We start from the raw sequence: 12,815 nt of genomic DNA, 5'->3' as shown, positions 1-12,815 counted from the left end.
CTTATTTTTTTAAAAGTTGATGACTTTTCTTTGGGTTAATTATCTTAAAGGCAGTTTTAGGAAAAAACCTGTTAACCAGGTTAAACAGTTTTGCGTCGCCCACCCTAATTGTATAATGTTCTTTTTGCAAACCGTTAATAAGGCCTTTTACCATTTCCTGCGGAGATATTTTTTATCGTTTCTGTCTGCGGTCATTTCTGTAGCAACAAGTGGCGGAATCAGTTCAAATACTTTCACGTTACTGCCAATGATTTTTAAATGTTCACGGAGTGATATGGTATAAAAAGCTAAAGCTGTTTTAGAAGAAGAGTATGTGGCTTCAATTAAAGATGGAGCCTGGCTCAGTATCGATGTTGTGTTTATTATTGCAGCTTCTTTTCTTGATTGCAGCATGCCCATAAAAAGGTTATTTAACCTTAGTACACCCAGGTAATTAACTTCCATTTCGTGGGCCGCACCATCAATATGTTTGTCATTGGCAATGCCTAAATTTAATGGCGGGACTAGTACGGCTGCATTATTATACAGAATGTCAATACCGCCAAGTTCTTTTACTTTATTAAAAAGCGACTGTGCATCGTCTTTATTTCCTGCATCACTTTGTATGGCAGTAATAGCAGGATGTGCTTTTTTAGCAGCATCAAGTTTGGCATGGTTTCTTCCGGTAATAATTACTTTAGCACCAATTGCTAAAAATTGTTTGGTGGCTTCAAGGCCTATACCCGATGCCCCACCAGTTATCAATATTGTTTTATCCTTTAAATTCATATTCTTGTGTTTTTAATATTATTACTAATCAGTAAGCGTTCAGTTATTGTTTTGCATAAAAAATTTTTATTTTAAAATATACTTTTTGGTCTATTTTAAAATAAAAAAAATCAAGCCTTATATTGATCTAATTCTGCCTTTAAATTTTTTATTAATGATTGCATTGGTTTCATGGTATTCAATGTACGGCACATTACAATGCCACCTTCGGTAGCAGCAACAAGTTTAAATGCCATAACAACAGGGTCAAGCTGAGTAGAAAATTCTCCATTTTCAATACCTTCTTTTAATATATTGGTAAGGCCCTCTTGTCCCAGTCGAAATACAGCAGCTACTTTTTCTTTAATCAACGGAAAATTATCATCTACTTCAACTGCAGTGTTAAATATTGGGCAACCCCCTGATATATAAGTATCAATTGGGTCTTTATAGAAGTCAAGAAAAGCAAAAACTTTAGCCCTTGCAGTTTTAGCATTTGCTACGGCCTGGTACACTCTATCAGAAACCTTTTTCAGCATCAGGTCAACAACCTGTACGGTAAGATCGTCTTTGTTTTCAAAATGGCCATACAGGCATCCTTTTGTTAATTTAGTTTCCGCAAGCACGTCATCTATATTTACGCCAGAAATACCCTTTTTATTATAAAGAGGTGCTGCTGTTTCAAGTATAAACTGTTTTGTCTTTTCTGCTTTTGTCAACATGGTTAATTGTTTATGTTACAAATATACTAAAAAGTATATTATAGGGTATGTTTAATAGTATTTAAAAATATTAAAACTTCTATAAGGTGTTCGACTGGAGTCCCTCTCAGCCTGCTGAGACGTTTATTTTTAGCTTTTCAAAACAAAGCAAAATTTTCAAAAAACTTCGTAAACCCCGAAAAATGTTGATTTTTCGGGGTTTTTATTTTGTTATGCTGTCCTCAAATTTTCAAAATAGATAAAATTTGTGGCAAATCATAACCAAAATATTTTAGAAATTTCGCCACAAAACACGAATTAAAACACAAAGCTTAAATCATCTTATCAAAGAAAAATGTCCCTTACGCTCAGTTCCATCGGCTCGTTTAACTACAAACCAATAATCTGTAGAAGGTAGATGATGTCCTTTAAGCGTTCCATCCCATCCACTATCTTTATGCGACAGTGATTTGATAGTCTTTCCGTATCTGTCATAAATTTCTACAATTAAACCCGGCTCCCAAAATGAGAATTCAATTTTCCAAACATCATTTTGTCCATCGTCATTAGGTGTAAAAAATTTGGGATAAGATAATAAAAATATTTCCTCGTAGTCTACTCCACAGTCGTTTTTATCTTTTACATAAACTTTATACTTACCGGTAGGCAATCCGTAAAAGTAATTACTATCCTGATAATTCAGCCCATCTAAAGAATATTGAAAGTTTCCAATTTCAGAAGTAAATACCGCAATTGTATTGTCACTATCTGTCCAGTCCTTTATTTCGATAGTTTTTATACGCGGTTTTTCAGATAGAACAACTTCAAAATTTTTCGTGTCGGAACAGACAATCCCTTCATTGTTTTTAGTTACAGTTAGCCAATAATCACCGGGTTCATAAATTGTTGTCGAAGAAGATTCAGATCCATTTGACCATTCATAACTATCATAATTACCGAAACCATTTATTGTAACAGAGCCATCCTCGCAAATTCCGTAAATATCTTTTAGATTAATATCGGGTGAGGAAATTAATTGCATTTTCAGTTCTACAATTTTATAGCACACAGCGTTTAACCTTATATGTACGTATATTATATTAATACCAGGATGAAGTGAAAAACCATTACTGCCATTAATTAATTCTGAGACAGATTCGTTCTCGGCTCCCAACAAACTTTTGTAGTACGTAAAATTGTAGTTTGCACTGTTGCTAACGAGGGAGTTGTTATATAAAGTAAGATCTACACTTTCGAATCCGTCGTTTAAATCATCACATACAGATACATCATAATTACTAGCAGGAAATTCATTTGTAATGCTGGCCTTAATAACGAGCCTTTCTGTACTTTCACAGCTATTTAACTTTTGAGTTACCCAATAGTTATTGCCATTGGTAAGTGCGGTTGATAGTGGCAGGATGTTTCCACCTGTTTCAGAATCATAGAATGCTATATTAGAACCATTTACAATTAAATCAGCTAAAGAAGGATTTTGGTCATTACAGAAATGTTGCTCAGGATTGCCTGTAGGTTTTGGGGTTGAATGTATTGTAATAGTAATTGGTATTCTTTCGCTCTCGCATCCCCCGATAGTTTGCGAAACATAATACGTCATGCCGGATGTTAGTAACGAAGATGATTGCAGCATATTTCCATTTAATACTGCGTCATACCATTTTATATTTTCGCCTGTAATTAAAATATCACTTATACTTAATAATGATTCATAACAAAACGATTGGCTCGGCTGTGCTATAGGAAGCGGTTGCGCTGTGACAATTATTGTCTGATTTTGATGCGAAATATTATTATTGTTATCCTGATAATCCCATACAATAGTGTATGTTCCACTTGTCGTATAGTTTAACGGAGACATTGTTGTTGCTGTGACTTCTTCCATGCAATTGTCTGTCGCAGTAGGAAATGTTATGACCAGATTATTACAATTACCGGATAGAACGGGTAAGTTTACTACATTAGGCAGGGGAGAAATATTATCACCAACCGTTACATTTACCAATATTGTACCGTCGCATTTACCGTTGCCGGTAATAAGGCATTTATATTCGCCACTGTTTACAACCCCCGCATTATCTATAATTGGGTTTTGCTGATTTGAAGTAAATCCATCTGGTCCTATCCAGCTATAGTTTATTCCTCCGGTAGCTTTAAGCTCAATGGTTTTTCCTACGCAAACCGGGCTATTACTTCCTGCTATTACAGGGGTATCACAGTCTCTAAATTTTGCAAGAAAGCAATCCCTGTAATCATTTCCAAAATTCGTTTGGTGTGCACCTGGTGAGGCTAATCCTTCTGTACTATTAAATGTATCACCAGTGATGTAAATGTTATTATCTGAATCCAGGCTTATGTGGTTGCAATATATTTCCTGATTCTGATTGTCTTCGTCGCCATTACCACCGTAATACGTACCCCATACCCGTTGCCCGTCCGGGCTTAGTTTTATAAAATAGGCATCTCCATATTTTTTTTGCTCAGAATAGCTACCAGGCGTTGCGATGCCCTCATTTAAGTTGGTACATCCTGTAAATAATAAATAGTCATCATTATTAACAGCTATATCCTGAATGTATTCGTTAAAATAGGTTCCCCACAGCTCTTCCTGATTTGCAACATTAAATTTTATAATATAAGAACTGCTACCCGACTCAAGTCCGAGAGCAAGTGGCATATAGTCAGGGTTAAAGGTGCCGGCACTTTTTAGGTCGGTATTGGTTGTAACTCCGTGAAGGTAGAGGTTGTCTCCAATAATTGAGGAGCCCCGTATATTTATATTCCCGGTTTTACCAAAGTAAGTACCCCATATTCTTTCCCCGTTTGTATTAAACTTTACCACCATTCCTTTTTGCCCTAATGTATAGGTGGGTATGTAAGCGCCGGGTGTGGCAATTTTATCGGTGCTTATTGTATTTCCTGATAAATAAATAAAACCGTTAGAAAATACAACGGAGGTTATTCTGTCTGTACCTGTTCCTCCGTAATAGGTACCCCATAATTGAGTACCCGTAGGACTAAATTTAGTTAAAAATCCGTCGGGATTAGTACTTCCCCCATCTTGAGGCTGATGCGATCCCGGAGTAGCTATATTGGTAGGGCTATATGTATCTCCTGCCAGGTAAACATTGTTTGCATCATCAAAACAAATTGATCTACCATACGTCGAATCAGATCCTCCGTAATAAGTTCCCCACTCTCTTATACCGCTATTGTTAAATTTTATTAAATAAGAATTGGTTATACTGAGCCTTTCCGGCTGATGGCTGCCTGGAGTAGCCAGATTATCTTCCAGAAATGTACTACCTGTAAAATAAACGTTTCCGTTAATATCCACGTTCATAACGTCTGCCCGCCCTAAGTAGTATATACCCCAAAGGCGTTCTCCGTTGGTGTTGAATTTCACTACAAAACCATTGTAGATATAGATTGGTTCTATAAATGAACCTGTCGTGGCTATATTATTTGTACTGCTCGTAATGCCACACATATATACGCTATTGTTAGGGCCGTTAGCAACATCCAGGGGATAATCCAGTAGGCCACCACCATAATAGGTACCCCAAAGCCTATCTGGTACAGGGTCTATTACAAGCGTTTTCTGAGGGTTGTTTATCGCAGCAAAACCATATACATTATTTTTAATTTTTCTATAGTAAACCTGAGCCTCCTGCTTACTACCGCCATCTTCCTGCCAGCTTAAAGGAAGGGTTTCCTCCATTACTCCGAAACGAAAGTTCATTTTTATTTTATTATCCCTAAGTTCTGTAGCCGCACCTTTAAAGCACATTTTAATATCTGACACCTTGCCTCCGGGGTGAATAATAAAATTATATTCTACCGGCTTAGACTTGTCACTAGGAATAAAAAATATAACATCTACGTTCGGGTAGATGTTACGGTACGTTACTTTTTCATATTTATAAACATATAAAATGCCTTCGGGTGCATGAGAAGTGGTGTAATAATTATCATAGTCTGTAGATTTTCCTGAGGCAGTAACAAATGCACTTTTATTACTACCTAGAAAATCGATATCTACGCGCTGAAATTTATAACCGAATGCCTCTTCACCCGGGCTGTTTCCTGTTTGCTTTTTTGTTTCCTGTTTTTTATCAATATGTTTTGCAACCTCATATACATCATAAGAAAAACCACTTTTTCTTAGTTGTACATTTAGCCCATTGGTATTTAAAAGGTATAAAACCTTGTCGTTTTTTTTACCCTTTTCGTCTACTATCTGGCCCTTATTCTCAACAAAACCAACCGATGTTGTTTTTTGCTGGGCAAACGAAATTGTAAGTGTGAACAATAGGGTATAGAGTAGAGCGAGTTTCATTTTCTTAAGATAATATATTACTGACTTAAATACAGATGGATTATAGCTTATTGTTTTGTAAAATAAATATCTCTAACAGTATTGAAATTTCTAAAAGATAATATGATCGTATCAGGTGTAATTGGTTTGTTTTTTGTAAGAAAATTTATTGATAGTAATCCCGATGAGATACCCACACCATTTGTATAACCATATGTTTCTCCCTTGTATTTAATGTTTTCTACGGGAAGTGCTTTTCCATCATGTGTTTTTGAAAATTTACCGGTTTCCATATTTTCAATCGAGACGTAGAATTCATAAAATTCTGTATTAATTTCTTTTGATGTCCTCGATTTTAACCAATGTGTAGTCCAGGCATCCTTGATTATATACCTCTCTCCTTTAACCAAAACAGTATCTTGTGATGCCTTGTATCTGGAAAGCAATAAACCTTTTTGTTCTGATTCTGCACTTGTCTTTGGAGGGCGAGCGGTATCGATTCCAGTGCATGAATTCGCTGTTAACACTAATATTATAATCAACAAAAAGCAACGATATTTCTTATAATTTGTTAGTTCTTTCATATTCACTATATGTAAATTTCCTAATTAAAAAATTAATTCTCGGAATATTGCCTTCAACTGCTGGACTTATATAATTCGTGAACATAGTGCGCATTGTATTTGATACAAATGTAGAACAATTTCCTCCTAACAACATATATGTATTTCCTACGTTATTATGTGCATATTGAGTGCCTTTTATTATCTGACTTTTTGTAGCTCTATAAAAAGCAACTCTATCATATTTATTACCTGTTTTGTTTGTATAATATCTTTCAATTGACTCAAAATCGGGTAGGGTGACGTCCGTAAAATCTGTCTTTCCAAAAGCTCCAAATTCGCCGCCATCTCGAGAGAAATATCGAACATTCCCCTCCTTTTGCTGTATACCTACCCCTTCATGTCCCATATTAGCCGCTGCATCATCATCCATATAAATTCCGACAGTATATTTTTTTGAGAAACCACCGTGCATTGCATGATTAAATGTACTAACTGTTAAACCTATTGCAGCACCCTGCCAAAAATTACCGCCAGATAATTCGGCACCAACCCCTCCAGATACAGTACCAAACGATATTATGCCAGCAGTACTTTTAGAAAATTCTCCACCTAGACCAGCAATTTTGCCGTCTCCTGAATAGAACGAAGATGCTAAAGATGACACTGCACCTGCCGTAAATGCATTTTTAAAACTACCTCCTTGAATAGCGCTTAATGTGCCCTGTGCTAGCCCGTGTGCCGCTGCCTGCACTGTTGTTTTGAGCATAAAATTAGATATAGCCTGTGTTGCCTCACCAATTCCAAACGTTATTGCACCACTGGCTGCGCCTACAAAGGCTGCGGTTATAATACCACCTGCGGTGATGGGTACATTATTAGCAATAGCCGTAACAGTATATGTAAGCGTAGATATTAATGCACTAAAGCCTATTATTGCAAGTGCAGATAACTCTTCTCCATTGTAGTCTGCATATAACAGAGGGTTGTTTAACGCATAACTATAGCGGTTAAAGTTTTGTGTATCTTCAGGATTCTGTATAAAGTTATCCGGCTGAAGGAAAGAACGTAATTTTGGATCGTACAGCCTGCCATTCATATGGATTAGCTTTACTTCATCTAAATGTTCATGGCTTGTATAGCCCCTGTCTAAAAACTGAAGCCCATTTTCTATATTTAAGGCAACATTGTTTTCATTTACTATTTTAGAAAGATTGCCCCACGCATCAAAGTGCCTTTTTTCTTTTGCTATTCCGGCTTCATCTGTTATTGCCAGTATACTTCCCAGGTAATCACGGTGTATATAATACTTCTTATTGGTTTCTATACCCGTTTGCCAGTTGTACGAGCTTTCATAATACAATGGTGCACTGTACGCATCTCCACCAATAAAAGTACGAATTTTTACAACTTTTGCAACCCTGTCTACAACAATTTCATTTTTGCCATCATCACTATACAGTTTTCTTTTCGTAAATTCTTTGCCGGCACCGGGTGTCATCTCGGCATAGCCATATTCTAGTTTTGCACGGTTAAGGCTGCTGCCGTAATATGAAAATTTCAGTTTTTTATCACCCTCGGTTATCTCATTGGGAGCTTTAAACATGGTATAAGTAATTGCCTGTACCGGCCTTTGCTGGTAATAGGCCAAACTCTCCGGTGTAAGGTTTACACTGCTTTTTCTATAAAGCTTAATTTGATCATAGCCAATTTGTCCTATGGCGTTGTTCTCCGTAATCCTTCCACGGTTGTCGTAAGTGTTGTAATCATTTGTCCCGGTTACAGGGTTAGTCCATTGCGTAAGCCTGTCAAGCGTGTCAAAGCTAAAAGTTTCGCTTATTCCCAAAACGTTGTTAGTCCTACTGTTAAGCAAACCGCGCTGTGCATTAAAATTATATGTATTATACAATACGTTAGTACTGTTCTTACTATGTCTTTGCGATGTAAAGAAATCATAATCGTCATACGTGTTCGCAATGGTAACGCCGTTTCCTAATGTTTCAGAAAGCGGACTTCCTCCTGCTGTTACACTATTTAACTGCCATAAAACTAATCCGTTTGCGTCAGTAATTTTATCCATCACACCATTGTAGGCATTGTATGAATATTTCTCGGTAACGTATGCTGTATGGGCAGCTTCAAATCCGTCTTCAGATGCCTGAATATCCTTTGAAATAAGCCTTCCCAAAGCATCATAAAGAAAAGTTTTATACTGCGACATATCGTTGCCATAAAAGTTACTTATAAAGTAGGGTCTACGGTATTGGTCATACATAATTGCCTGAAGATTAATCAGCTCGTTGCTTATTGGCTTGTACGAATATTCCTGAGTAACCTGCGCGTTTGCATTATAGGTATATTCGGTTATAAAATCCGCCTCATCACCTGATACCTTTTTAGTCGTTAATTTGCCTTTATCATCATAAGTGTATTCATAATTGCCTTTGGGAGTTTCTTCTTTTGTTATTTGACCAAAAGCATCATAGAAATATCTGTAGAGACCTGCACTTGGGTCCAATAGCGATGCCTTATTACCCCATCCGTCTATTGCGCTTATTAGCTTGTGACCTCCATAATCGGCTTCTCTTAGCTGCCCTGTAGCGTAATACGTATTATTTATTGTACCTCCATTATCGGTTACAGAAGCATCCCTGTTAAAAGCATCTTTAAGAATAGTTTTAAATCTCGAGCCATCATTTACAGAAACAGTAAGCCCGCTATATGTCAGCGTTTCTATTTTACCTGCCGGTGTTATTATTTTGGTTGGTCTGTGTAGATAATCATATTCAAAGGTCTTCCATTTAGGAGTACCAGTAAGTTCGTAATACGGAAGGCTTTCTTTAATTTGTCTGCCTAAAACATCATATTCTACAGACGTTGCGATAGATGTATTAGCGGCCATGCCATAAGTAGATTTTTTTATCTGACGGCCTAATACATCTAGTGTAGTTACATTATAATCGTTTAATGCCTGGTTATGCTTAATGATATTATACCCTCCGTGAGCCAGCTTGATATAATTGAACGTTGTTTTTTGGGCAGATGTTGAAGCATTGGTTATTAATTCTTCGGTTAACTTACCCCAGTTATCGTAGGTAAATGTTGTAACTATCCCAACATGGTTTGTAGATTTTTTTACCTGACCGGCATTATTATATTCTAAGTTTGTTATAAAGCCATGATGATCTGTTTCCTTAAGCACAAATCGTCCTGTAGGATCATATTCGCTGCTGATTGTCCTTGATGCTACACCGGGTGCAGACGTTGTTTTTGTTAGTACATTACCAAAAGCATCATAGGTCATTTCTTCGGTAATAGCTGTAGTCTGATTCCCTGTTCTCTCAACTGTTTTTAAATTTCCTTTGGCGGCAGCGCCATTCATGTAGGTATATTTTACAGATGAACTCCTAGTATCGGCAATTCCATAATTGATAGTGTTGGTTGTTTTTAATGAGGAGATTCTACCAATAAAATAATTACTGTCTATTTCATTAACCGTGTTATCGTATAGTTTGTCAATAACCTGAGAACCCTTAGCAACATTGCTCAAATAAGTTACGGTAGAGGTTTTTAACGGATTACTATACGTATCGTAAGTATATGTTGTAATGTTAGATACATTAGTAAGGTAATCTAAAAACGTCTGTGTTTTAAGCCTTATTGTATAAAGGCTGTTTGCACCATTTATAGTCTCGTAGGTATTTGTTTTTTTATTTAAAATACCTAATGGGGTGGTATTAAACAGAGTGTTAGTATCTGTAGTTGTCCAGGTAATTGTATTAGCACCTCTTAACAACGGATTATTATTATTTACAGTATATGTTTTGGTAGTTGCTCCGGCTGTATACCAACTGCTTCTTGCCGTTTTTGTAAAGCCTATTATTCCAAGGCCACGAAGGTGTGTTACAAGCCCACGGTATTTAAAATCCTGAAATTTAGACCTTCCATTAACTGTTGCTGTTAATTTTGATACCAAATACATTGTTGGTGCTTTGCTTAATTCTACATACGGGTACAATTGAGCATTTGAAGATGAATAAAAATCAGTAGCAGCATTAGTTCCCGGTTCCATTGGAAGGTAATCTATAGTATGTACTATATTTCCCGATGCTTCGGAAACAGATTTAAGCTGGTAATCTTTTATTACATCTTTATTGAACTGGAAATGATAAAGCCCATTATGGTGGTTTCTCACAAATATCACATGTGAATCGCGACGATTATGGCGGTATTGCGATACAATAGGCACCGGTAACTCAGGCGAACCACTAGTATTAGGGGTGGAGCTAAATGAATTTGTAAATTTATTGGTAACGGTAGTATTGCCAATATTATTACTATATGCTGTAATACTAAATTCTGTGTCGTTATTTAAATAACCTTCCTTATATTTTTTTCTAAATACCTGAACTATGTCTGTTTTTCCATCATTGTTTAGGTCTGATGTATAATAATCGTTGAAATATACCATTGTTTTTAAATCGTCCTCGTAAGAGTCCGGTTTATAATTGGTTATATTGTGGGTTTCGGTATAGAAGCTTCCTACAGTTGAAGACGGCTTTGCGAAATAAATAACCCAGTTTGAACTATTTACAGCAACCGGCATTATAAGGTCTGTTTTAGCATCGCCATTAAAATCGCCAAAAAGCATTATATTATCTTTATCATAATCGGTAAGCACACCTTCAGCCAGCTTTTCAAATGCATGAAAAGGCGATGTAGTTGTCTGTCGTAACCCTAATACTATATAAGCTTTTGTGTCTTCATTAATAAACAAGATATCCGATTTACCATCACCATTGTAATCTATAACGTGCTTTTTCGCTGTTAAATCAAATCCTGCATTATTAAGTATTGTTGGTATCAGGTAGGTATAGCCGGCACTTCCAAACGTCGTTGACGCTGTTGGATTTAGGTCTATAATGTTAATATCCCTATATTTTCTGTCAATTTCAAGCTCAAGGTGACAGAAATTATATTGTGTGCCAGGGTTATAGGTACCACCTCCTGGTAATGCAGGGAATAATCCCGGATCCCAAGGCTGGCCCTCAGGAGGAACAGTATATGTAACCCAATTAAAAACACGTTTAGTTGTGTCATAAAAAACAACGATTTCAGAGATTCCATCACCATTAAAGTCACCTTCTATCATCTCTGAACCTTTCAAGTCATAGGTGTCACATTTTCCCTCGCCACAGTTATCAATACAGGGCGCCGTATTGTCAAAAGGTATAGTTTTTGTATAGCTATTTACCATGCTGTTTCCCTGTAGATTGTAGACCTTAAAATCGGTGGTAGTCTCTTTTTCATGTACAAACAGAAGAGACTGGAACTGGTTAATTTTAGAACCGGTTAATGTTGTTCCGGTTAACAGTCGCTTACGTTCTTTTTGCCATATAACGGACGGAAAATTTAAATTTGTAATTGTAGGATTCTGATTGCTAACAAATAGTTTACTGTATAGCTTAGTATCGCTTAAAAAATCAATACGTCCATCACCATCAAAATCTCCGGAAAGGTCTACATCTCCAAAATTTATATGGTCCATATAAGTACCCATTGTAAAATCGACAGTATTAGGAGTGGTGTTGTAAGTAAAAACAATCGGGTTTGAAGCCTCATTTTGCCCGTTAAATTCCTGTATTTGAGAAACTCTTTCATATCCTAATACAGTGTCTGCAATATGAGATATTACATATTTTCTAAACAATGTTCCATTAGTAAGAACTTCAACACTGCTCAACAGCGATACTTTTTCATATCTAAGATTATTTACGAAGGTGAAGTTTGATCTTTTAGCTGTTTTATAATTAAACTTGATGCTGTTTGCCAGCGTTCCATTGTTATTGCCACTAAACTTAATTTCAGATAATCGTGTAGCTCCTGCGATATTGGTATAATGATAGGTCATATAATTACCATTAATATCAGTATGGCGTACTATATAGAAATCTGTAGTGTTGTAATTCTCCGACACATTCAGATAATTTGATATACTTCCATCCGGACTAATTGCCTTGAAGTTTGTCAATATGCCAGTCCCATCGGTCATACCAAGCACTTTTATATTCGAGTCCATTTCTGTTCTTAAAACGGCAGTATCTCTGCCTCCAGTACCTGTAGACGGAATTAGCCTTTGTCCATCCAATGCATATTTATCATTGCTGTCAAAATCTACCCCGTCCTTAAATCCATCTATATCTATCCTGGTTGAGATACGACTAATAGATGAGATATTGCTAATATTCCATCCCTCTCCAACTATTCCCCCCTGAGTGCCGCTGCTATATATAAGGCTAACAGTTGGTGCAAGATCTCCTACACTTGGAGGTACAGCAATAGGAAGCGAATAGGAAGCGCTTCCCATATCAGATATCTGCAATTCTCCCTTAGTATCGGAAAAATTTTGAGCATAAGAATTTAGGCTTATAAGAATAAGTGCTAATAAAAAGTATTTTGCCTTCATAA

Annotated in this window: 4 protein-coding genes and 1 pseudogene; all 5 read right to left on the bottom strand. The window is 36.5% G+C overall.

Translation table 11 applies throughout. From position 1 onward, the window contains the following. Position 1: 1 nt before the first annotated feature. Positions 2-768, bottom strand: a pseudogene (locus ALW18_08560) (short-chain dehydrogenase). A 110-nt stretch (positions 769-878) separates the two neighbouring features. Next, positions 879-1,469: a transcriptional regulator gene (locus ALW18_08555; protein AOE52552.1), complete on the bottom strand. Its 591-nt coding sequence runs from the start codon at positions 1,467-1,469 to the stop codon at positions 879-881. A gap of 316 nt (positions 1,470-1,785) precedes the next feature. Then, positions 1,786-5,805 carry a hypothetical protein gene (locus ALW18_08550; GenBank protein ID AOE52551.1) on the bottom strand — a complete coding sequence of 1,340 codons (4,020 nt, stop codon included), beginning with the start codon at positions 5,803-5,805 and terminating at the stop codon, positions 1,786-1,788. Between the two features lie 47 nt (positions 5,806-5,852). Then, positions 5,853-6,368, bottom strand: a complete 516-nt coding sequence (locus ALW18_08545) for a hypothetical protein (GenBank protein ID AOE52550.1) — start codon at positions 6,366-6,368, stop codon at positions 5,853-5,855. Beyond that, positions 6,346-12,813, bottom strand: a complete 6,468-nt coding sequence (locus ALW18_08540) for a hypothetical protein (GenBank protein AOE52549.1) — start codon at positions 12,811-12,813, stop codon at positions 6,346-6,348. Before ALW18_08540 ends, ALW18_08545 begins: the two co-directional genes overlap by 23 nt. Positions 12,814-12,815 lie beyond the last annotated feature (2 nt).

It is taken from the genome of Flavobacterium psychrophilum (assembly GCA_001708385.1).
GTDB lineage: Bacteria > Bacteroidota > Bacteroidia > Flavobacteriales > Flavobacteriaceae > Flavobacterium > Flavobacterium psychrophilum_A.
This window is presented reverse-complemented; position numbering and strand designations above follow the sequence as displayed.